The sequence below is a fragment of the Lysobacter sp. H21R4 genome (genome assembly GCF_015277535.1).
GTDB classification, from domain to species: domain Bacteria; phylum Pseudomonadota; class Gammaproteobacteria; order Xanthomonadales; family Xanthomonadaceae; genus Novilysobacter; species Novilysobacter ciconiae.
This window is the reverse complement of record NZ_CP063772.1, coordinates 144,602-167,366: the sequence shown is the minus strand read 5'-3', so window position 1 is coordinate 167,366 and position 22,765 is coordinate 144,602. Positions and strand designations below refer to the sequence as shown.

At 69.2% G+C, this 22,765-nt stretch carries 14 protein-coding genes; 5 read left to right on the top strand and 9 right to left on the bottom strand.

The window, feature by feature from the left end:
- Positions 1–80: 80 nt before the first annotated feature.
- The 3 genes from tssK to hemF are packed head-to-tail and all read left to right on the top strand — an operon-like array spanning position 81 to position 3,252.
- Complete coding sequence (gene tssK / locus INQ40_RS00730) at positions 81–1,418, top strand: type VI secretion system baseplate subunit TssK (RefSeq protein ID WP_345776549.1); 1,338 nt, start codon at positions 81–83, stop codon at positions 1,416–1,418.
- 43 nt (positions 1,419–1,461) lie between these two features.
- Positions 1,462–2,250 carry a type IVB secretion system protein IcmH/DotU gene (gene icmH / locus INQ40_RS00725; protein WP_194340951.1) on the top strand — a complete coding sequence of 263 codons (789 nt, stop codon included), beginning with the start codon at positions 1,462–1,464 and terminating at the stop codon, positions 2,248–2,250.
- Between the two features lie 60 nt (positions 2,251–2,310).
- A complete protein-coding gene (hemF, locus tag INQ40_RS00720) occupies positions 2,311–3,252 on the top strand; it encodes an oxygen-dependent coproporphyrinogen oxidase (RefSeq protein ID WP_194340949.1) in 942 nt (313 codons plus the stop codon).
- Positions 3,253–3,648: 396 nt separating this feature from the next.
- On the opposite strand, the gene polA is transcribed toward hemF, so the two are convergent.
- Positions 3,649–6,450, bottom strand: coding sequence for a DNA polymerase I (gene polA / locus INQ40_RS00715; protein ID WP_194340947.1), 2,802 nt, complete (start codon positions 6,448–6,450; stop codon positions 3,649–3,651).
- A 154-nt stretch (positions 6,451–6,604) separates the two neighbouring features.
- On the opposite strand from polA, the gene INQ40_RS00710 reads away from it, so the two are divergent.
- Positions 6,605–6,907: a DUF2782 domain-containing protein gene (locus tag INQ40_RS00710; protein ID WP_194340945.1), complete on the top strand. Its 303-nt coding sequence runs from the start codon at positions 6,605–6,607 to the stop codon at positions 6,905–6,907.
- Entirely contained in the window at positions 6,894–7,346 is a 453-nt protein-coding gene (locus tag INQ40_RS00705; protein ID WP_228482062.1) for a GNAT family N-acetyltransferase, read from the top strand. The genes INQ40_RS00710 and INQ40_RS00705 overlap by 14 nt, the downstream gene beginning before the upstream one ends.
- Here INQ40_RS00705 and alkB read toward each other — a convergent pair.
- The 8 genes from alkB to INQ40_RS00665 all read right to left on the bottom strand — a co-directional run bounded on the left by alkB (position 7,343) and on the right by INQ40_RS00665 (position 22,523).
- Positions 7,343–8,011 carry a DNA oxidative demethylase AlkB gene (alkB, locus tag INQ40_RS00700; protein ID WP_194340942.1) on the bottom strand — a complete coding sequence of 223 codons (669 nt, stop codon included), beginning with the start codon at positions 8,009–8,011 and terminating at the stop codon, positions 7,343–7,345. The genes INQ40_RS00705 and alkB overlap by 4 nt on opposite strands.
- A 16-nt stretch (positions 8,012–8,027) precedes the next feature.
- Complete coding sequence (locus tag INQ40_RS00695; protein ID WP_194340940.1) at positions 8,028–8,996, bottom strand: diguanylate cyclase; 969 nt, start codon at positions 8,994–8,996, stop codon at positions 8,028–8,030.
- A complete protein-coding gene (locus INQ40_RS00690; protein ID WP_194340932.1) occupies positions 8,993–13,639 on the bottom strand; it encodes a PAS domain S-box protein in 4,647 nt (1,548 codons plus the stop codon). The genes INQ40_RS00695 and INQ40_RS00690 overlap by 4 nt, the downstream gene beginning before the upstream one ends.
- On the bottom strand, positions 13,636–15,840 hold the full coding sequence (gene uvrD / locus INQ40_RS00685) for a DNA helicase II (protein ID WP_194340930.1): 2,205 nt from the start codon (positions 15,838–15,840) through the stop codon (positions 13,636–13,638). Before uvrD ends, INQ40_RS00690 begins: the two co-directional genes overlap by 4 nt.
- A gap of 9 nt (positions 15,841–15,849) precedes the next feature.
- Complete coding sequence (locus INQ40_RS00680) at positions 15,850–17,613, bottom strand: GAF domain-containing protein (RefSeq protein ID WP_194340928.1); 1,764 nt, start codon at positions 17,611–17,613, stop codon at positions 15,850–15,852.
- A gap of 73 nt (positions 17,614–17,686) precedes the next feature.
- On the bottom strand, positions 17,687–18,559 hold the full coding sequence (locus tag INQ40_RS00675) for a universal stress protein (protein ID WP_194340920.1): 873 nt from the start codon (positions 18,557–18,559) through the stop codon (positions 17,687–17,689).
- A gap of 27 nt (positions 18,560–18,586) precedes the next feature.
- Complete coding sequence (locus INQ40_RS00670) at positions 18,587–20,047, bottom strand: SulP family inorganic anion transporter (protein WP_194342332.1); 1,461 nt, start codon at positions 20,045–20,047, stop codon at positions 18,587–18,589.
- 109 nt (positions 20,048–20,156) lie between these two features.
- Complete coding sequence (locus tag INQ40_RS00665) at positions 20,157–22,523, bottom strand: S9 family peptidase (protein WP_194340918.1); 2,367 nt, start codon at positions 22,521–22,523, stop codon at positions 20,157–20,159.
- Between the last annotated feature and the right edge of the window lie 242 nt (positions 22,524–22,765).

Here is a 22,765-nt window from a genome sequence, read left to right as displayed (position 1 = left end):
TCTGCAACCCATGGTGTAACCTCCCGGCGAATGCATGGAACGCCGGGATTTATCAAAGGATCGAGCGACGCATGACCGGGATGTCAAAGGTTTTCTGGGGCGAGGGACTGTTCCTGCGCCCGCAGCACTTCCAGCGGCAGGACGCGTACCACGAGGCGCGCGTGCAGCGCATGGCCACCACCATCGCGCCCTATTCCTGGGGTCTGCGCCAGGCCGAATTCGACACCCAGGCCCTGGCCGCCGGGACCCTGCGCGCGCAGCAATTGTCGGTCGTGTTTCCGGACGGCGAGTTCTACAGCGCGCCCGGCGATGACCTGCTGCCCGAGGCGATGTCGCTGGAGGGCCTGCCCGATGGCGTGCAATCCACGACGGTGCACCTCGCGCTGCCGCTGCTCAAAGAGCACGGCGGCAACTGCGCCGGTGCGCCCGACAGCGGCGGCAACAGCCGCTACATGCAGGCCAACCGGGCGACGACCGATCTGTACACGGATGCGGGCGAGGCCGATCTGGCCTACCTGGGCAAGAACGTGCGCCTGCTGCGCGATGACGAGCCACGCGATCCCTATGTCAGCGTGCCGGTCGCGCGCATCCGCCGCAGCGCGACCGGCGGCTTCGAGATCGACCAGGGCTTTGTCGCGCCCAGCCTCAGTCTGGGATCGGCACCGCAACTGCAACTGCAGTTGCGCCGTCTGTTGGACAGCTTGCAGGCCAAGGCGGATGCCCTGCACGGCCTGCACCGCGAGGCCTCGCAGTCGGTGGTGGAGTTCCGGTCCGGCGACATCGCCTCGTTCTGGTTGCTGCACACCGTCAATGGCGCGTTTGCCGCGCTGTCGCACCTGTTCCGGCATCCCGGGCTGCACCCGGAGCGGCTGCACCAGGAGCTGCTGCGCCTGGCCGGCGGCCTGCTGACGTTTTCGCGCAGTCACACGCTGGCCGACCTGCCCAACTACCAGCACGCCCAGCCCGAGGCCGGGTTCGAGCGCCTGTTCGAGATCATCCGCGCCCTGCTGGATACCGTGATTTCCGCGCGCTACTTCAAGATCGCCCTCAGCGAGGTCAAACCGTCTTTCCATCTCGGGCGTCTGGAGTCCCAGCGCATCGACGAGGATTCCGCGTTGTACCTCGGGGTCAGCGCGGACATGCCGGCCAACGAGCTGGTCCAGACCGTGCCGGTGCGCTTCAAGGTCGGCGCGCCGGACGATGTGGACAAGTGCGTGCTGTCGGCGCTGCCGGGCGTGAAGCTGGTCCACGCCGCGCAGGTGCCCGGCGCCATTCCCGTGCGTACCGGCGCGCAGTACTTCGCCATCGAGGCACGCGGGCCGTTGTACGAGCGCATGCTCAAGGCCCAGTCTCTGATGATCTACGTGCCCTCGGGCGTGCGCGAGCTGAAGCTCGAGCTGATCGCCGTGGCGCCGTAACGCAGCTACCCATCACAACAGTAACCATGCCAGGCAGGACGCCATGAACTACCCCAATCCGCCGGTTCCCCACCGCATGCCCTCACTGAGCCCGGCCCAGGCCGGTGTGCCGCAGTCCGGGGCCGCCACTCCGCGCAGCCTGCTGGAGCTGATGGCTGACGGCTTCTACCTGTTGATGCTGCTCAAGCGGGGCCAGTTGCCGTCCAGCGAGAGCGGCTTCGTGGCGTCCATCCAGCGCTTCCTGGAGGGCGTGGAACGCGGCGCGGCCAAGCTCGATATCGCCGCCGAGGACATCTACGCGGCGAAGTACGCCTTCTGCGCCGCGGTGGACGAGGCGATGCTCGGCCAGCCCTCGTCGCTGCGCGAGGAATGGGAACGCAACCCCTTGCAGTTGCGCCTGTTCGGCGAGCATCTCGCCGGCGAGCACTTCTTCGACCGCCTCGAGGAACTGCGCGCGCAGGGCGCGCGGCGGCTGCCGTCGCTGGAGGTCTACCACTACTGCCTGCTGCTCGGCTTCGAAGGCAAGTACCGGCTGGAAGGCCCGGAGAAGCTCGGCTATCTGGTCGCCCGCCTGGGCGACGAGATCGTCTACCTGAAGGGCAAGCGCACCGGCTTCGCGCCGCACTGGGCGCCGCCGGACCGGGTCACCCACGCGCTGCGCCGGGTCATGCCGCTGTGGGCGCCGCTGGCGGTGTTCGCGGTGCTCGGGCTGGGTGCGTTCTTCACCCTGCACACGATGCTGGTGCGGGACACCGGCAAACAGCTGGCCGGATACCAGCAGGTGGTGCAGATGCCCGGCAAGACCGCGCACGTGACCATCACCCTGCCTTGAGTGGACCGATGCGGTGGCGGGTCTCCACTAGAGGTGGCGGGTCTCCACTAGAATGGGTGGATGAATCTTTCCGCATCCCGCAAAGAATCCGACCACGACTTCGCGCGTGTCCGCGGCTACCTCACCGACCTGCAGGACCGCATCTGCGCGGCGATCGAGCAGGCCGACGGCAGCGCCCGCTTCGGCGAGGACAACTGGATCCGCGCCGAAGGCGGCGGCGGTCGTACCCGCATCCTGCGCGACGGCGCGGTGTTCGAGCAGGCCGGCATCGGCTTCTCGGATGTCTCCGGCAGGACGCTGCCGCCGTCGGCGAGCGCCAATCGTCCGGAGCTGGCCGGAGCGGCGTGGCGGGCGATCGGCGTATCGCTGGTGTTCCACCCACGTAATCCTTTCCTGCCGACCACCCATGCCAACGTGCGCCATTTCCGCGCCATGCGTGACGGCGAGACCGTTGCGTCCTGGTTCGGCGGCGGCTTCGACCTCACCCCTTTCTATCCCTTCGACGAAGACGTGCTGCACTGGCACCGGACCGCGCGCGAGCTGTGCGCGCCCTTCGGCGGTGACGCCCGCTACGAGGCGCACAAGCGCTGGTGCGACGAGTACTTTTTCGTCAAGCACCGCAATGAGACCCGCGGCGTCGGCGGTCTGTTCTTCGATGACCTGAGCGAGGACTTCGAGCGCGAGTTCGGCTACATGCGCGCGGTCGGCGACGGTTTCCTGGATGCCTACCTGCCGATCGTGGAGCGGCGCAAGGATGTCCCTTACGGCGACAAGGAGCGGCAGTTCCAGCTCTACCGGCGCGGCCGCTACGTCGAGTTCAACCTGGTCCTCGACCGCGGCACCCTGTTCGGCCTGCAGTCGGGCGGGCGCAGCGAATCGATCCTGATGAGCCTGCCGCCATTGGTGCGCTGGGAATACGGCTACACGCCGGAAGCCGGAAGCGCGGAAGCGAGGCTGGCCGACTACCTGCGGCCGCGCGACTGGTTGAACGAGTTGGCCTGAGCCGGAACCGCGGGCAATAAAAAGCCCCGCAGGCAGGGGGGGCCGGCGGGGCTGGTGGAGCCAGGCCTGGGGAGGGGCTTTGGCTCCGGGATCACTCCAGGGGAGGGAGAGATCTGCGACAGGCGTTGCACCTGTCGCGAGCATATGACCACTTTGCACATTGACGGTTCGTGAAGATCGCATAAGGGAACCGCCAAGGTTCAGGGGCGATTCATTGCAAAAATGTCTTCGAACGTGTCGTTAAAATAGCGTTATACCGCTGAATGCGCGCAAACTTTGCGCAACCGGGCGAGGCCCCGTCCCCGCGCGGGCGCGAAACCCGCATTTGGACTTCCGCGGTGGGCCTGCCACCCGGTCCGATCCGTTGAGCTGCCGGTCGCGGCAGACCGGCGATCTTCAGTGCGCTTCATCCCAGTTGTCGCCCACACCGCTTTCCACCAGCAGAGGCACCCGCAATTGCGCGGCACCGACCATGCGCGCGACCACCTCCTCGAGCAGCGTGTCGACAAAATCGGCATCGACCTCGAACACCAACTCATCGTGTACCTGCAGGATCATCAGCGCCCGCCCGGCGTGATCGGCGAGCCAGTGGTGGATCCCGATCATGGCGCGCTTGATGATGTCCGCCGCGGTGCCCTGCATGGGCGCGTTGATGGCGGCGCGCTCGGCGCCGGCGCGCAGGCCCTGGTTGCGGGCCTGGATGTTGTCCAGATACAGGCGTCGGCCGAACACGGTTTCGACATAGCCGCGCTCGCGGGCCTGCTCCCGGGTGCGGTCCATGAACTCGCGCACGCCCGGGTAGCGGGCGAAGTACAGGCCGATGTAGTCCTGCGCATCGCCGCGGGACACGCCCAGCTGCTTGGCCAGACCGAACGCGCTCATGCCGTACATCAGGCCGAAGTTGATCGCCTTGGCGGCGCGGCGGTCGTCGCTGCTGACGGTGTCCAGCGTCTTGCCGAACACCTCCGCGGCGGTCGCCTTGTGGATGTCTGCGCCGGCCGCGAATGCACGCAGCAGGCCCTCGTCGCCCGACAGGTGGGCCATGATCCGCAGCTCGATCTGCGAATAGTCGCAGGCGACGATGCGCCGGCCCGGCGGGGCGACGAAGGCGGTGCGGATGTGGCGACCATCGACGGTGCGGATCGGGATGTTCTGCAGGTTGGGATCGCTGGAGGCGAGCCGGCCGGTCGCGGCGCCGGCCTGGTGGTAGCTGGTATGGAGCCGGCCGGTGTCGGGGTTGATCATCTGCGGCAGCTTGTCGGTGTAGGTGCCGCGCAGCTTGGCCAGGCTGCGGTAGTCCAGGATGATCCGCGGCAGCTCGTGCTGGTCGGCGATGGCCTCCAGCGCCTCCTCGTTGGCCGAAGGCTGGCCCTTGGGCGTCTTCACCAGCGCCGGCAACTTGAGCTCCTCGAACAGCAGCGCGCACACCTGCTTGGGCGAGTCCAGGTTGAAGCTGCGTCCGGCCAGTTCGGTCGCCTTCTGCTGCGCCTCGAGCATGCGCTTGCCCAGGTCGGCCGACTGTTTGCGCAGCTCGTCGGCGTCGACCAGCACGCCGTTGGCCTCGATCCGCTCCAGCACCGGCACCAGCGGCATCTCGATTTCGCGGTAGACCTTCTCCAGCGCGGGCTCTTCGGCCAGCCTGGCCGACAGCACGCGGTGCAGGCGCAGGGTGATGTCGGCGTCCTCGGCGCCGTAGTTGACGGCATCGTCGACCGCCACCTGGTTGAAGGTGATCTGCTTGGCGCCCTTGCCGGCGATGTCGGTGTACTTGGTGGTCGCGTAGCCCAGGTAACGCAGGGCGAGCGAGTCCATGTCGTGGCGGGTGGCGGTGGCGTTGAGGACGAAGCTCTGCAGCATGGTGTCGTCGGCGTAGCCGCGGATCGGTACGCCGTGCCGACGCATGACGTGCATCTCGTACTTGCCGTGCTGGCCGATCTTGCGCCGGGCCGGGTCGGTCAGCAGCGGACGCAGCGCCTCGAGCACCTCGGCGCGATCCAGCTGCGCCGGTGCGCCCGGGTAGTCATGTCCCAGCGGGATGTAGCAGGCGCGCCCGGTTTCCACCGCGAAGCTCAGGCCGACCAGGTTGGCACGCATCGCATCGAGTGAATCGGTCTCGGTGTCGAAGGCGAACTCCTCGGCGCCCTGCAGGCGGGCAATCCAGGCGTCGAGCTTGTCGCGGGTGTCCACGCACTCGTACTCGCCGGGAGCGGACAGCGCGGGATCCGGCGCCTCGGTCACGGCCGTGTTGTTGCGCGCGTAGCCGGCGGCGGTGTTGCGCACGCTGCCGGCATCGGTCGCCGCATCGCGCGGGCCATCGCCGGGCTCGCCGCCGAGCTCGCGCAGTGCCTGCTTGAAGCCGTAGCGCGCGTACAGGCCACGCAGGTCCTCCACGTGCTGCTCGCGCAGGACCAGCTCGGTCGGGCTGCGGCCCACGTCGACGTCCAGCTTGATCGTGGTCAGGGTGCGGTTGAGCGGCAGGCGGTGCAGCGCGGCGCGCAGGTTCTCGCCGATCTTGCCGGTGATGCGGTCGGCGTTGGCGATCACGCCATCCAGGGTGCCGTGCTCGGCCAACCACTTGGCCGCCGTCTTCGGGCCGCACTTGTCGACGCCGGGGATGTTGTCGACCTTGTCGCCCATCAGGGCCAGGTAATCGACGATCTGGTCGGCGCGCACGCCGTGCCGGTCGAGCACCGCCTCATCGCTGTCCAGGCGGCTGCCGCTCATGGTGTTGACCAGGGCGATGCCGGCGCGCGCGGCGCCATCGCCATCGCGGGCGCTGCGCACCAGCTGGGCGAAATCCTTGTCGCTGGTGGAGATGGTCACGTCGATGCCGGCGTCGGCCGCCTGCACGGCCAGCGTGCCGATGACGTCGTCGGCCTCGACGCCGTCGATGCGGATGATGTCGATGCCCAGCGCGTGCACGATGTCGCACATCGGCTGCACCTGCGGGCGGAGGTCGTCGGGCATGGGCGGGCGGTTGGCCTTGTACTCGGGATCCAGGTCGTCGCGGAAGGTCCTGCCGGGCGCATCGACCACGAAGGCGATGTAGTCGGGATTCTCCTTCAGCGTGGCGCGCAGCATGTTGACCACGCCGAACAGGGCGCCGGTCGGTTCGCCGTCGGCGTTGGTCAGCGGGGGCAGCGCGTGGAAGGCGCGGTAGAGGTAGCTGGAGCCGTCGATCAGTACGAGTCGTTTCATGGCTTGATTCTACTTGTCGCGCCGGCGCGGGCGGACACCGGTGCACGGCAGGCGATGCACGGGCCGGCCGCGCGGCCGTGTCCACGTGCATCGCGCTATCCTGAGCCGTGCCGCGGCCTCGCGCCGACCCTTCCCCTGCAACGGAGAGTGCGCCATGCGTATCGTCCCGACCCTGTTGATCGCACTTTCGCTCGCGCTGGCCGGTTGCAGCACGACCGGCGGCCAGCCCGATCCGAACGACCCGACTGCCGACCTGCGCAATGCGGAGGTGATCGAGCGCGTCCAAAACAACGGCGACGTGATCCAGGAATACCGGGTCAACGGCCAGCTCAAGGTGGTCAAGGTCACCCCGCGGCGGGGACCGACGTACTACCTGATGGACGACGATGGCGACGGGTTCCCGGACGAGGCATCCAAGGACGCCAAGGTGTACTGGAAACTGTTTGACTGGAACTGAGCAGCCGATGCCGGTCATCCGCACCGTCAGCGCCAGCGACGAGCTGCGCGCCGCGTGGCCGGTGGTCGCCCAGCTGCGTCCGGAGTTCGATGAGGCACGCTTCATCGCCCAGATGCAGCGGCAGATCGCCAACGATGGCTGCCGCGCGAGCGTTCTGTATGACGAGGACGGCGTGCCGCGCGCGTTTGCCGCGTGGCGGGTGATGGAGATGCTCGCGGTCGGCAGGCACGTGTACGTGGATGACCTGATTACGGACGCCAACTCGCGCAGCCGCGGCTATGGCAAGGCGATGCTGGACTGGCTCAAGGCCGAGGCCCGGCGGCTGGGCTGCGTGCGCCTGCAGCTGGATTCGGGCACCCAGCGGCAGGACGCGCACGCGTTCTATTTGCGCGAGCGCCTGCGGATCGAGGCGCTGCATTTCGGCATCGCGCTGGACTAGGCGGTCGTGCCTCCGGCGGGACCGGCGCAACGGAACGTCAGATTGATCCGCTGCGCGCACAGTTGCGGATGCACGCCCGGCGCGACCGGCAGCACGCCGTGGAAGCGCAGGCGGTCCACGCCGCCCCACACCACCACATCACCGTGATCCAAGGGGACGCGCACGGCGCGATCGCTGCGTGCCATGCCACCGAACAGGAACGTCGCCGGCAGTCCGAGCGACACCGACACGATCGGCTGGCCCAGGTCGGGCTCATCGCGGTCCTGGTGCAGGCTGAGCCGGGTGCCGGGACGGTAGCGGTTGATCAGGCAGGCGTCGGGCCGGAAGTCGGGAAAGCCGGCCGCCGCGGCCGCTGCGGTGGCCAGGTCTCGCATGGGCGCTGGCATGGTCGGCCAGTCGCGGCCACTGGCGGGATCATGCCTGGCGTAGCGGTAGCCGCCGCGGTCGCTGACCCAGCCCAGCGTGCCGCAACTGGTCGTCGCCACCGACATCGCGCGGCCGCCCGGGGTACACATGTGGCGAAACGGCGCGGCCTGGATGACGTCCTTCAGGGCCGGCAGCAGCGCGTCCGCGGCGGCCAGTGCGAAACCGTGCAGCAGCCAGGCCTGATCCCCCAGTTGCAGGCGGCTGCCGGCGGCGATGCCGGCAAACAGGTCGCCGCTCACGCCGACCGCTCCCGGATCACCGGCTCAGTGCGGGCTCGGCGAGCGCCGGGGCGACCCGCACGCGGTCGCGGCCGTCGGCCTTGGCCGCGTACAGGGCCCTGTCGGCCGCTGCGAGCAGCTCGATAGGATCGCCGTCGCGCGCCGGCACCACGGTCGCCACGCCGACACTGACACTCACGCGGCCGCCCTCGGTCGCCGGATGCGCGATCGCCAGGTCGGCCACCGCCTGGCGGATGTGCTCGGCGACGGTGGCCGCGCCCGCCGCATCCACGTGCGACAGCAGGGCGGCAAACTCCTCCCCGCCGGTGCGCGCCACCAGGTCGCCCGGGCGGGAGACGCATCCAGCCGCCGCCGCAGCCACTGAACGCAGCGCATCGTCGCCGGCCAGGTGGCCCTGGCTGTCGTTGAAACGCTTGAAGTGATCGATGTCGAAGCTGACCAGCGACAGCGGCGAGCCCAGGCGCGCGCAGCGGTTCCACTCGTCCCGCAGGCAGTCATCGAAGTGGCGCCGATTGGCGATGCCAGTCAGGCCATCGACCCAGGCCAGCCGGCGCAGCAGGTCGGCCTGCTGCTTGAGCATGAGATGGGCGCGCACACGGTGGCTGACGGTGCGCGCGTTGAACGGCTTGGTGATGAAGTCCACGCCGCCGGCGTCCCAGCAGGCGGCCTCGCCGTCGGGATCGTCCACGCCGGTGACGAAGATCACCGGGATGTCGCGGGTCACCGGGTCGGCCGCCAGTGCACGGCAGACCGCCAGACCGCCCGGCTCGGGCATCACCACGTCCAGCAGCACCAGGTCGGGCGGGGTGCTCCGGCAGAACGCCAGGGCCTGCTCGCCGCCGGTGGCCATGAACATGTCGTGCTCGTCCTCGAACAGGCGGTGCAGGGTAAGGATGTTGGTGGGCTGGTCGTCCACGACCAGGATGCGGGCGCGCCGGCCAGCCAGCAGCTGGGGCGGGACGGGAACGTGCTCGGCGGAGCTCATGGGCGACTCTCTTGCAGGACGGTGTCAACCCGCTCCCGCGCGGGAGCGAACGCCAGGTTGGCGAGCGCGTCCTCGATTGCGGCAGCGGCGGGGGCGTCATGATGCGCAAGCGCCTGCCGAAGGCCGGTGAAGACGTCCAGGGCCGCCAGGCTCGATGCTGCCAGCAGGTCGCGCAGTTCGTGCAGCCCGGCGGCCAGGGCGGCCGACATCGGACCACGGGCGGGGCCATGGGCGGGGCCATGGGCGCTGGCGGTGGCCGCGTCCGACGGCGCGGGGGTCACCACCGGCGGGCGGATGCGGGCGATCTCGGCCTCCACCTCGGCGATCGCGGTGGCAATCCGGGCCAGGACCGCCGCGTCCGGCAGGCGTTGCGGTTCCCCCTCCACGGCGGCGGCAAGGCCGGATGCGTGGCGCGCCAGTGCCGCCAGTTGCTCCGCCCCGGCAATGCCGGCCAGCCCGTAGAGGGTGTGCAGATGGCGCAGGACCGCCTCGCGGTCGGCGGCGGCGTGGGCCTCCACCAGCGAGGCGTGCACCGCGCGCGCCGCTCCGGAGAACCGGTCCAGGTTGCCGTCCAGGGCGGCACGGTTGCCGGCGAAGCGGCGCAGCGTGGCGGCGACGTTGAGCACTTCGGGCGCATTGCCTGCTGCGGCACTCGGGGCAGGCGCGGCCTGGGTACCCGGGCCGCGACTCGAGGCGGGCTGCGGCGGAGCGACGGGCGCAGGCGATCCTGCCGTTTTGCCCCCGTCTGCCGCCGCCGGCGCGTTGGTCCAGTGGCGCAGCCGCGTGATCACGTCGTCGAGTTCGAACGGCTTGCCGATGTGGTCGTTCATGCCGGCAGCGAAACTGGCTTCGCGGTCGCTGGCCTGCACGTTGGCGGTCATGGCCACGATCGGCAGGGCGTCGAAGCCGGCCATCGCCCGGATGCGCCGGGTGGCCGTGTAGCCGTCCATGTCGGGCATCTGGATGTCCATCAGCACGACGTCGTAGCGGGTCGGTTCGCCGGCCAGCAACTGCAGCGCGATCGCGCCGCCACTGGCGATGGTGATCTCGGCGCCTTCGGCGGTGAGCAATTCGTCCACCACCTGCTGGTTGGCCGGATTGTCCTCGACCACCAGGATGCGCATGCCGGCCAGGCGCCGCGCCTCGGGCAGGGATGGGGCCTCGGCGTCCGCGTCCCGGTCCAGCCCGTGCACGCCCGCCACCGCGTCCAGCAGCATCGATACCGTGACCGGCTTCATCAGGAAGCCGTCCAGCGCCGAGGTCTCCGCCGCGCTGCGCTCGCTCAGCAACTCGCGGCCGTGCGCGGTGACCATCACGATCAACGGCTCGGCGCCGTCCGCACGACCGGCACGGATGCGCTGGCTGGTCTCCCAGCCGTCCATGTCCGGCATCCGCCAGTCCAGGAACACCACGCCGTAGGCCTGCCCGGCCGCGCGCGCGGCCTCGATGCTGTCCAGGCCCTCCTGGCCGCCGCTGGCGACGTCCACATCCCAGCCCAGCGATGCCAGCATCTCGCGGATGGATTCGCGCGCGCTGTGGTTGTCGTCCACCACCAGCGCCTTCATCGGCCCGCTCACGCCGGCGCGGACCGGAATGGCCGCCGCGTCGGTGTCGAGCGCCGGGTCGGCCGCAATCTGGAAATCGAGGGTGAAGTGGAAGCGGCTGCCCATGCCGCGCTCGCTTTCCACCGCCAGCTCCCCGCCCATCAGGCCGACCAGGTTGCGGCTGATCGCCAGGCCCAGCCCGGTGCCGCCGAACCGGCGCGTGGTGGAAGCCTCGGCCTGGGTGAAGCCCTCGAAAATCGTCTCCAGTTTGTCGGCGGCGATGCCGATGCCGGTATCACGGACCTCGAAGCGGATGCTCACCTGTTGCTCGGCGCGGGACACGACGCGGGCGCTGACCACGACCTCGCCGTAGTGGGTGAACTTGACCGCGTTGCCGGCCAGGTTGATCAGCACCTGCTGCAGGCGCAGCGAATCGCCGGTCAGCTGCGGCGGGATCGCCGGGTCCAGCGAATAGACGACTTCCATGTCCTTGTCGCCGACATTGCTGCCCAGGATGGTGGCCAGGTTGCGCAGCAGCGAGTCCAGCGAGAAATCCTGTGCCTCCAGCGAGAGGTGGCCGGCCTCGATCTTGGAGAAGTCCAGGATGTCGTTGAGGATCGCCAGCAGGGTGCTTGCGGCCTGTTCGGTATTGGCGGCGTAGTCGCGCTGGCGGGGGTCCAGCGGAGTGCGCTGCAACAGCTTCAGCATGCCCAGGATGGCGTGCATCGGCGTGCGGATCTCATGGCTCATGTTGGCCAGGAAGTCGCTCTTGGCCCGGCTGGCGGCCTCGGCGTCGGCGACGGCGCCGACCATCGCACTCTCGGCGGTGCGCTGCACGGTGATGTCTTCCACGATCGACCACACGTAACGCTGGTCCTGGATCTCCAGCATCATGCCGTTCAGCCGCACCGGCACGCGGGTGCCGTCCTTGCGCACGTAGTGCTTCTCGTGCGGTCCGTAGCTGCCGGTCCGCTCCAGCGTCCCCAGCACGGCGCGGTCATGCGGCTCGTATTCGGCCGGCGTGATCTCGCTGTGGCGCATGCTGTGCAGCTCGTCCGGCGAGTAGCCCACCAGCGACTGGAAGGCCGGGTTGGATTCGACAAACGCGCCGTCGCGGCCGGTCAGCACGATGCCCAGCGGCGAGAGCTCGAACAGGCCGCGCAGCTTGCTCTCGCTGAGCTTGAGCGCGGCTTCGCGGGCCTTGCGGGCTGTCAGGTCGACGGCGATGCCCAGATAGCCGAGCAGGGCGCCGTCATCGCGGCGCAGCGCACTGATGGTGACCAGCGCCGGGATGCGGCGGCCGCTGGCGGCGACGTAGGTCCACTCGCTGGCTTCCGGGGCCTCGTGGGCGCGGGCGATGAGGGCGTCGAAGCCGACCGCGACCGGCCGGCCCAGCTCGGCTTCGCTGTGCATGGCGCGGATCGCCATCTCGTGCGGATCGTGGAAGCGCTCGATGCTGTCGCCGAGCGCATCGGCGGCGGCCACGCCGAGCATCTGCTCGGCGGCGGGGTTGAACAGGGTGATGGCCCCGGCGGGATCGGTTGCGATGATGCAGTAGCCGGCATTGTTCAGCACCGCGCGGCGCAGCACCGAGGACTCTTCCAGCTGCGCGGTGCGCACCCGGACCAGGCGCTCGAGGTTGGTGTTCAGCTCCTGCAGCTTGCGCGCGGTGCGGTTGCGATCGCGGATGTCACGGATCGTCATGGCCACGCCGGCGACGCCGCGTTTGGCGCGCCGGATCGGGGCGGTGCTCAGTTCCACCTCGATGAGATGCCCGTCCTGGTGGCGGCGAACCGTTTCCAGCGCGACGACGGCTTCCCCGGCCAGCGCCGACGCCATCACCCGGGCATCCTCGCGCACCTGCTCGAAGGGCACGATCAGCTCGACCAGGGAGACGTCCAGCGCCTGCCCGGACTCGTAGCCGAACAACCCGGTCGCCGCGGCGTTCCACTCGGTTACCCGCCCGTCGGCGTCGGTGGCGATGATCGCGTCGTGCGAGCTCTCGGCAATCGCGGCCATGCGCGCACGGCGGTTGAACACCCGCAGGCGCCGTTCGCGCGCGGAAAGGCCCAGCAGCAGGATCAGGGCGAGCAACGACGCGCCGCCCAGCGTCGTGGAGGCGACGGTGAGCGGCGAGGTGATGTTCTGGCGTGCCAGCAGGGCCCGGCTGGGGTGGATGATCAGCTCCCAGCGTCGGCCGTACATCGGAAACTGGCGCTGGCGGTCGAAGGCGGCCGCTGCTGGCGCGCCCTGCGCCGGCAACTCGTTCAAGACGACCGGGGCCCCGGGGTCGGTCACATCACGCAGTTCCACCGAGTAGCTGCGATCGGCGCTCTCGCCGAGGAACTCCGCCGTCACCAGTGGCGCAAACACCCAGCCGGTGCCCAGGGCGGCGCGCTGCTCCGGCGGCGGCGTTACTCCGCCGCGGTACACCGGCAACAGCAGCAACATGCTGTAACCGGGCTCGCCGCGCGACTGGATCAGGTTGATCGGGCCGGTAAGCATCGCCTGGCCGCTGGCCATTGCGGCCCGCGCCGCGTCCCGCCGCGCGGGCTCGGAGGCGATGTCCAGTCCCAACGCGGGATGGTTGCGCTCCAACGGCTCGATATAAGTGACGACAAAGCGCTCACCCGTATTTGGGCTCAGCGATTGAAGCGTGAAATCGCGGGTGCCGCCTTCGCGCTGCCCGGCAAGAAACGCCGCTTCACGCCCGGGTGCTACGCGCTGCACATACGCGAAACCTCGGGCACCAGGGAACTCGGCCTCGAGGTCGCGCGACATGACGTAGTCGCGGTAACGCTCGCGCGCCTCCGGCGTAGCCTGACCGTCCACCGGCACGGCTCCGCGGGCGCCGCGCAGGCCGTACTCGTAGAGTTTCATGCGCCGCTGCAGGTCGTCGGCGGCGCTGTCGGCCACCGCGTCCACCGCCGCTCCCATCGCCTCGATCTTGGCATCGTGCTGGCGGATGCCCAGCGTGCCGGCGGCGACCAGCCCCAGCAGGAACACGGTGATCGGCACCAGCACCGACAGGCGCACCCGCTTGTGGGACTTGCCGGCCGGGGTGGGGAGATGGCGCGGGGCCGAGGGTGGCGTCGTCATGCCGGGCTCAGATTGGCGTAGGAGAGGACCAGCCACTTGCTGCCCACGTCGGCGAAATTGACCTGCACCCGCGCGTGGGCGCCGGCGCCCTCGAAGTCGGTCACCACGCCGGTGCCGAACTTGGGATGGCTGACGTTGGCGCCCAGCGGCAGCGGCGGTGCTTCGATGGCGGCGTGGCCGAGGTCGCGGCGCGGGGCGCTGTTGTACATCGGGCGCGAGACATGCAGCTTGGGCCGCACCTCGTGCAGCAGCGCCGGCGGGATCTCGCGCAGGAAGCGCGACGGGATGCCGTACATCTCCTGGCCGTGGATGCGCCGCGCCTCGGCGTGGCTGAGCACGAGCTTCTCGCGCGCGCGGGTGATGCCGACATAGGCCAGCCGGCGCTCCTCCTCCAGCCGCCCGGCCTCCTCGATGGAGCGGTGGTTGGGGAACAGGCCCTCCTCCAGACCGGCCAGGAACACCAGCGGGAACTCCAGCCCCTTGGCGCTGTGCAGGGTCATCAGCTGCACGCCGTCCTCGCCCGCCTGGGCCTGGCCCTCGCCCGATTCCAGCGATGCGTAGGCGAGGAAGGCGACCAGCTCGGGCATCGCCTGCGCGTCCTCCTCGTCGGCATGCACGAAGCGCGAGGCGACCGATACCAGCTCGTCCAGGTTGTCGGTGCGCGAGTCCAGCGTGCCCCTAGATTCGCGCGCGTAATGCTCGCGCAGGCCGGAGCGCAGCAGGACGTGGTCGATCTTCTCCTGCAGCGGCATCTCCGCGATGTCGGCCCCGGTCGCCTCGATCAGGGTGATGAAGCCGGCCAGCGCATTGCGCGCACGCGCGGCCAGCACCGTGTCGCCGGTCAGCGTGCGCGCCGCGTCCCACAGCGGGATCGCCTGGTCGCGTGCGCGCCGGCGGACCTCGTCCAGGGTGCGCTCGCCGATGCCGCGGGTGGGCGTGTTGACCGCGCGCTCGAAGGCGGCGTCGTCATTGCGGTTGGCGACCAGGCGCAGATAGGCCAGGGTGTCCTTGATCTCGGCGCGCTCGAAGAAGCGCTGGCCGCCGTAGACGCGGTAGGGCACCTTTTCCGCCAGCAGCTGCTCTTCAAACGCGCGCGACTGGGCGTTGCTGCGGTACAGGATCGCCACGTCGCCGTGGCTGCCACCGTCGCGCACCCACTGCGCCAGCCGCTCAACCACGAAGCGCGCCTCGTCGATCTCGTTGTAGGCCTGGTAGACGTCGATCGGATCGCCGCCGCCGCTGTCGGTCCACAGCTTCTTGCCGAGCCGGTCGGGGTTGTGGGCGATCACCGCGTTGGCGGCATCCAGGATGTTCGCGCTGGAGCGGTAGTTCTGTTCCAGCCGGATGGTCTGCGCGCCCACGCTCCCGGCCTTGCCATCGACGCCGAAGTCGTTGAGGAACTTCTGCATGTTCTCGACCTTGGCGCCGCGCCAGCCGTAGATCGACTGGTCATCGTCACCGACGGCGAAAACCTTGCCGGTGTCACCGGCCAGCAGGCGGATGAAGCCGTACTGGATGGCGTTGGTGTCCTGGAACTCGTCGACCAGGATCTCGCCGAACCGGTGCCGGTAATGCGCCAGCAAAGCCGGGTTGTCGCGCAGCAGCTCGTGGGCGCGCAGCAGCAGCTCGGCGAAATCCACCAGCCCGGCGCGGTCGCAGCGCTCCTGGTAGACCTCATAGCAGCGCCGCATCACGTCGGTCCACTGGTCGCCAGGGTCTGGTTGCAGATGCTGTGGCCGCCGGCCCTCGTCCTTTTGCGCGTTGATCCACCAGACGATCTGGCGCGGCGGGAAGCGGGTGTCGTCCAGCTCCAGCGCCTGCACCACGCGCTTGACCAGCCGCAGCTGGTCGTCCGAATCGATGACCTGGAAGGCCTCGGGCAACCTGGCTTCCTGCCAATGCAGGCGCAGCAGGCGATGGGCGATGCCGTGGAAGGTGCCGATCCACATCCCGCGCACGCCGCTGGGCAGCTGCGCATCGACGCGGTGGCGCATCTCGGCGGCGGCCTTGTTGGTGAAGGTGACGGCGAGGATGCCGTGGGTCGGCACGCCGAAGACTTCATTGAGCCAGGCGATGCGATGGGTCAACACCCGGGTCTTGCCGGAACCGGCGCCGGCGAGGATCAGGTAGTGGCCGGGCGGCGCGCTGACCGCATCGCGCTGGGCGGGGTTGAGCGCGTCAAGCAGGTGGGAGACATCCATGCGCCCATTCTACCGGTGGTCCCCGCCCTCGCCCGTGGACGCCTCCGCCGTGGCGGTTTCCCCCTGCGGGTCGAGCATCAGCCGGCGCAACTCCGCTTCCAGCTCTTCGATGCGCAGGCCGATGCCGGCGGTCGCGGTGGTGTCCAGGTGGCCGAGGCCGTCCAGCAGCTGCGCCAATCCATCCAGGCGGAGCTTCTGGTCGCGCAGGTACTGGGTGCGGAACGGGCTTTCCGCGGGATCGGCGTTGTGGGCGGCCCTGGAACGACGACGCTGCTCGCGCAACATCCGTTGCAGGCGTTCGGCACCACTGCGGTCGGCGGCGGTCCATTCGCGGCTGCGCCCCTTCACCAGTTCACGCCAGGTGGCAAAGCTGCGTCGCGGCGCCAGGCGCACGCCGTCGTCGGTGGCGACCCGGCCGGAGTGCGGGTCGCCGGCCCAGTGCACGTCCTCGACCTGCTCGGCGCGGAACAGGAACACCCAGTCCTGCGGCGAGCCCAGGTTGATCGCCAGCACGCCCGCCAGCCCGGGCGCCTCCAATGCGGGCGCATTCCAATCGCTGGCGACGTCGCTCATGGCGATCCCGCCGCGCTCCTGGGCGTTGGCCCAGTCGACCAGCGCGCCGGGGTCTTCGCCGGCCGGCGCACGGCCGAGCACGTCCCAGCGGCCGTTCATCGCCAGACCGGCACCGTCGCCGTCCAGGACCTGGCGCACACCGTCCAGTTCGGCCAGCAGCGCGGCGTCGAAATCGCCGGCGGCGGCCAGCCGCATCACCACGGCATCGCGCAGGTGCTGGGTGGCCTCGAAGCGCTGCATGGCCTGTTCCTGCTCGCGCGCGGCGATGCGCACCGAGACGAACATCCCGAACAGGTCGGTCGCCGAGCGCGCGCTGGCGCTCAACCGCCGCGACTCGCGGTGGTGGCAGGCAATCAGGCCCCACAGGCGGCCCTCGCTGATGAGGGAGATCGACATCGACGCCGCGACGCCCATGTTGCGCAGGTACTCCAAGTGCACCGGGGAGACGCTGCGCAGGACGTGCTGGCTCAGGTCCACCGGTTCACCGGACGGACCGGTGGGCGGCACGATGCTGACCGGTTCGTAGCGCGCGTCGGGGATGACCCGGACCCGGTTGCGCAGGTACAACTGCCGCGCCGGCGGCGGAATGTCGCTGGCCGGATAGCGCAGGCCCAGGTAGGGCTGCATGCCATCGGCGGCCACCTCGGCCACCACCTCGCCGGTATCGTCGGCGCGGAATCGGTACACCATGACCCGGTCGTAGCCGGTCAGCCCGTGGATCTCCGCCGCCACGTGCTGGAAGAACGCCGCACCCACCGCATCGCTGCCCAGGCGGCTGACCATGCGCTGCGCAACCCGGGTCGGCGCGCGGGTCTCCTGCCGCGAGGATTGCGGTTCAAACTCGATGTGCAGGAGGCCTCGGGACGCATGCGCGCTGATGTCGCAGGGCATCATCAATGCGCCCACGTTGCCGGTTCCCACGCGCTGCGCGGTGCCGTCCTCCGGACCTGCCGCGGCCACCGCATCGCGGACCTGCAGCAGCATGTCCTCCTCGAGGAAGTGGGTCATTTCCAGGCCCAGCATCTCGGCCGGCTCCAGGCCGAGCAGCTCGGCGATGTTGGCCGACACGTGACGGATCCGCTCATCGACCAGGCCGCAGCTGACCAGGTAGCCGTGCGGCTGGATCGCCCCGGTGGTGTGGATCGGCGCGGTCAGGCAATCCTGCGCGGGATCGGTCACGGGCGGGAGGTTTTCACTCATCGCGGGGTCGTCTCACTGGCCGATGGGGTTTGCGTTGATGGGGTCACCATACGACACGGGTTCCGCAGGCCGCTCAGCGCAGCAGCAGCACGGCGATCGGGCAGGTGCGCACGATGTGGCTGGTGGTGCTGCCGACGACGAGGTTGCGGATGCGGGAATGGCCGTAGGCACCCATCACCAGCAGGTCGATGGACTGGTCGGCGACCTGCGCTGCGATGACGTCCTCCGCGGCGCCGGGCACGGCACGCATGACCGGCGCGAAGCCTGCCGCATGCAGCTGCGCCTGCGCCCATTGCATCGGTTCGGCGTCCACCCTGTCAGCGTCGGCCACCATCAGCACCTCGCAGTGCAGCCCCTTCAGCAGCGGGCTGGCGGCGACCAGCTCGATGCAGCGGCGGGTGGTGGCGCTGCCGTCAAAGGCGATCATGAAACGCTGCACCGGCCGCCAGGCGCGCGGTGCAACGAGGACCGGTCGCTCGACGGCGCGGATCACCCGTTCCAGGTTGCTGCCCAGATGGCCGCGGGCGAAATCCGCGTGCTCGCCGCGTTTGCCGAGCACGAACAGGCGCACGTCGTCCTGCAGGTCCAGCAGGGTTTCCACCAGACGGCCCTGGCGCTGGCGGATGCTCGCCTTTGCGCCATGAGCGGCGGCCACGTTTCCGGCTTCTTCGAGCAAGGCGCGCCCGCGCTGCTGGGCCAGCTTGCCGCGCTGCTCGTCGAGCAGGGCCATCTGCTCCAGCAGGCCTTCCTGGGCGCCCAGATTGAGGTTGCCGGTCAGGTCGATGGGCACCGGCGCGGCCTCACGGTCGGTCGCGTGCATCAGTTCCAGCGGCGCGGACAGGCGCGCCGCCGCCCAGCCCGCATGCGCGGCGACACTGGCCGCATAACCGGACACGTCGATCGCGCCCAGCACGCAGCGTTCGGGAAAAGTGGCGTCAGCGCTCATCACGGCGTTCTCCTCAATGGCCATCGATCAGCCGGCGGCGCCGGGCTTGTCGTACACGCCCAGCTGCGCGACCAGCGCGGTGCTCGCCTCGTCCAGGCCGACCACCTCGACTGTGGCGCCTTCACGCCGGAAACGCATCACCGCCTTGTCCAGCGCGCCGACCGCGCTCAGGTCCCAGAATCGTGCCCCCGAGACATCGATGGTGACGTGCTGGAGGACCTCGCGGAAATCAAAGCCCGCGGCGAACGCGCTGCTGGAGGCAAAGAATACCTGCCCGGTCACCGTGTACCGGCGCGCGTTGCCGTCGGCGTCCAGCTGCGAATCGATCCGCAGCACCTGGCCGACCTTGCGGGCGAAGAACAGCGCCGACAGCAGCACACCGGTGAGCACGCCGCGGGCCAGGTCGCTGGTCAGCACGGTCACGACCACCGTGCCGAGCATCACGATGCTGGAGGTGGCCGGGTAGTGGCGCAGGTTTTTGATCGAGGACCAGTTGAAGGTGCCGATCGAGACCATGATCATCACCGCCACCAGCACCGCCATCGGGATCTGCTTCACCCACGGCCCGGCGAACACGACCATCACCAGCAGCACCGCGCCGGCGACGAAGGTCGACAGCCGCCCGCGCCCGCCCGACTTCACGTTGATCACCGACTGGCCGATCATCGCGCAGCCGGCCATGCCGCCGATGAAGCCGGTGGCGACGTTGGCCACGCCCTGGCCGACGCATTCGCGGTTCTTGTTGCTGGGGGTGTCGGTCAGCTCATCGACGATCTGCGCGGTCAGCAGTGATTCCAGCAGGCCGACCACGGCCAGGGTCAGCGAGACAGGCAGGATGATCCGCAGCGTCTCCAGATTCAGCGGCACGTCGGGCAGCAGGAACACCGGCAGGCTGTCGGGCAACTCGCCCATGTCGCCAACGCTGCGGATATCGAGCTTGAGCACCACCGCGACGATGGTCAGCACCACGATCGCCACCAGCGGCGAGGGCACCGCGCGGGTCAGGTACGGGAACAGATAGATGATGCCCAGACCGGCGGCCGTCATCACGTACACCGTCGAGGGCACGTTGGTCAGCTCGGGCAGCTGGGCCATGAAGATCAGGATCGCCAGCGCGTTGACGAAGCCGGTGATCACCGAGCGTGAGACGAACCGCATCAGGCCGCCCAGCTTGAACGCCCCGGCCAGCATCTGCAGCACGCCCGTCAGCACGGTCGCGGCGAGCAGGTATTGCAGGCCGTGGTCCTTGACCAGGGTGACCATCACCAGCGCCATCGCCCCGGTGGCGGCGGAAATCATCCCCGGGCGGCCGCCGGTGAAGGCGATGACCACCGCGATCGAGAACGACGCGTACAGACCGACCTTGGGATCGACCCCGGCGATGATCGAGAACGCGATCGCCTCGGGGATCAGCGCCAGCGCGACGACCAGGCCGGCCAGCACATCGCCGCGGATGTTGCCGAACCATTCGCGGCGGAAAGGGGAGATAGCGCTCAAGGACCGTCAACTCTGGCGTCGGGACCGGCGGCTGGGCCAGCCGGCGGGCGACGCAGTGTAGCGGCCCGCGGGCACGGCACCGGAGGCGGAGCCGGCCGGGTCAGGACTTGTCGGCTTGCATCCTGTATTCCAATGGCGGCTGCGCCCCCATCAGGTGGCGGACGAAATAGTCCCAGCGTCGCCGGGTCATGTAGCCGGTGTCCTTGCCGAAGCTGTGGCGCGCGTTGGGAAACAGCAGCAGGTCGAAATCCTTGTTGGCCTTGATCAGCGCGTCCACCACCAGCAGCGTATTGGAGGGATGGACGTTGTTGTCCATCATCCCGTGCGCCAGCAGCAGCTTGCCGCGCAGGTTGGCGGCGCGGTTCTGGTTGGCCTGGGCGTCGTAGTTGCTGCTGCCGTCCTCTGCGATGACCTCCAGCCCCATCCACTTCTCCGCCCAGTCGTCCTCGTAGTTGCGGTTGTCGTGGTTGCCGGCCTGGGCGACGCCGACCTTGTAGAACTCCGGGTAGGTGAACATCGCATCGACCGTCGCGTAGCCGCCGCCGGAATGGCCCCAGACGCCGACCCGGTCCAGATCCATCCACGGGTAACGGGTGCCCAGTTCGCGGAGGCCGGCGACCTGGTCGGGCAGCGTGTTGTCGCCGATGTCGCCGCCAAAAGCATCATGGAAGGACTTGGAGCGCCACGGCGTGCCCATGCCGTCGATGGCCACCACGATGAAGCCCAGCTCGGCCAACGCCTGGTGGTCGGCGCGGGCGACGTTGAAGCTGCGGCCGCGCACCGAGCCGGTCTGCGGGCCGGGGTAGATGTAGTTCACCACCGGATATTTGCGCGACTCGTCCAGGCCGGTGGGGGTGAACAGCATTCCGTACAGGGTGGTCTTGCCGTCACGCGCGGTAACCGTGAACCCGGTCGGCGGCACCCAGCCGGTCGCGCGCAGGCGACTGTCGTCGGCGCGGGCGATCACCGCGACGTCGCTGCCATCCTCGCTGCGGCGCAGGAGGGTGACCGGCGGCGTCTGCGGGGTGGAGTACGCATCGACGAAGTAGGTGCCGTCGGGCGACAGGGTAATGGTGTGGTCGGCATCTTCCGGGGTCAGCAACTGCGGCTGGCCGCCATCGAAACCGACCTTGTAGAAGTGCTGGTAATACGGATCGCGTCCGGGCTCCATGCCGACACCGCGGAACCAGATCGTGCGGCTGTCCGGGTCCACCCGCAGCACCTGGGTGACGTTACCCTCGCCGCTGGTGATCGCGTGCTTGAGTTTGCCGGTCGCCAGGTCGTGCAGGTAAAGGTGGCCCCAGTCGCTCTTCTCGCTGAACCAGATGAACTCGCCGCTCTCGGGCAGGTACTGCCAGTTGACCTTGCCGTTGCCGCTCTCGAAGTAGGTCGGCGCGTGCTCGTGGTACACCTCGCGGACCTTGCCGGTGGCGGCGTCGGCGACCCGCAGCCAGGTGTCCTTGTGGTCGCGCGAGGTGGAGGCGAACGCCAGCGTCGCGCCATCGGGCGACCAGCGCACGTCCTCCCAGCCGCCATCGCAACTGACATCGTCGCACAGGGTCGAGCGGTGCTGGTCGGGCGGCATGTCCAGCCGCACGACCTTGCGCTTGGGCACGTCGATGATCACGCGCTCGATCAGGGTCACCTTGTCGGCCCCGGCCAGCGGGTACTTCCAGCGCTCGACCTTCGGCAGACCGACGTTGGTGCCGACCAGCACCATCTCGCCGACCTCGCGCTGGTCCTGCTGGAAGGTCGCGATCTTGCTGGAGTCCGGCGACCAGACCAGGATTGCGCGGTCGCTGTGGGTCCAGCCGGCGTTGTCGGTGGCGTAGCCGTAGTCGGTGCGGCCGTCCGTGGTCAGCCGGGTCTCCGCGCCCGTGTTGATATCGCGCACCCACAGGTTCCAGTCGCGGATGAAGGCGCCGAGCTTCTCATCGGGCGACAGCACCATCGGTGGCTTGGCATCGGCATCCGCGTCCTGGGCGGACGGCTTGCGGGTGTCGGCATCGACGGCGACGCAGACACTCTTGTCCTGCAGGTCGCACAGGTAGCGCTGCTTGGCGACAGTGAGGTCGAATCGCCCGTCCTCGGCGACCTTGAACGCGGTGACGGCCAGCCTAGTCGCGTCCGCCGGCTTGCCGGTCGCGTCCGCCAGCGCCTTGGCCAGCAACTCGCGGTCGAAGGCATCGCTGATGGTCCCGGTGGCGGCATCGACGCGACGGAAGTGGTCGCCGTCGGCATCGTGGTCGCGGAACCAGAAGTGGCCGTCGTCATGCCAGATCACCGTGTTGACCGCGTGGTCCAGCAGCGGCGTGGTGTTGTTGCCCATGAAGGATTCCGCGCGGACGTAGTCCGCCGCCGTGACGGACGGCATCGCGCCCTCCGCCCCCGCCGTCGGAACGGTCGCCGCCAATACCCCGCCCATCACGGCGCCCAGAACCCGCGAACTGCCTTTGCCCACACCCATCGACCTGACTCCTTCCAGTGATCCCAAACGCAGTGATTGGAACACGGATGCATTGGTGGGTCATGCAGCAACGGGGGGAAGGGGCGGAATTCAAACTCGCGGCGATCGGGAACACGAGTTGCGCGCGCCGGGGCGGAGTGGGACGATCCGGGACTTGGGGATCACCGCCGGATCACATTCCGGATTAGATACAAGGATTTCGACGACACCCGAGAGGGACCCTCTCGGCGGAATTAGAAACA